We start from the raw sequence: 440 nt of genomic DNA on the forward strand, positions 1-440 counted from the left end.
CCGGAGGCCCCGCCGGTGACGACGGCGGCTTTGGTGGAATCGAGATTCATGAGGTCTCCCCTAGTTCGTCGCCCCGGCGGCGGCCGGGGCCGCTTTGGGGTGTGCAGTGCCGGTGTTGCGCTTCGCAACGTGGCGGCCCCGGCCTTCGCCGGGGCGACGAACATGAGAAGATTTATGCACGCCTATCGCACTCATACCTGTGCCCAGCTTCGCGCCTCCGATGTCGGGGCCTCGGTCAAGCTTTCCGGCTGGATTCACCGCAAGCGCGACCACGGAAACCTGCTGTTCGTCGATCTGCGCGACCATTATGGCATCACCCAGATCGTCACCGACAGCGACAGCCCGACCCATGCGGTGCTCGACAAATTGCGCCCCGAGTCGGTCGTCACCATCACCGGCGACGTGGTGGCGCGTTCGCCCGAGACAGTGAATGCGGCGCT

At 65.7% G+C, this 440-nt stretch carries 1 protein-coding gene; it reads left to right on the forward strand.

All coding sequences use genetic code 11. From position 1 onward, the window contains the following. Window positions 1-174 precede the first annotated feature (174 nt). Window positions 175-440 (forward strand): OB-fold nucleic acid binding domain-containing protein (locus AACY45_RS28710; protein WP_339548859.1); only part of this gene is annotated, 266 nt, incomplete at its 3' end.

This window comes from Pseudomonas sp. RA_35y_Pfl2_P32 (assembly GCF_963970735.1).
Taxonomy (GTDB): Bacteria; Pseudomonadota; Gammaproteobacteria; order Pseudomonadales; family Pseudomonadaceae; genus Aquipseudomonas.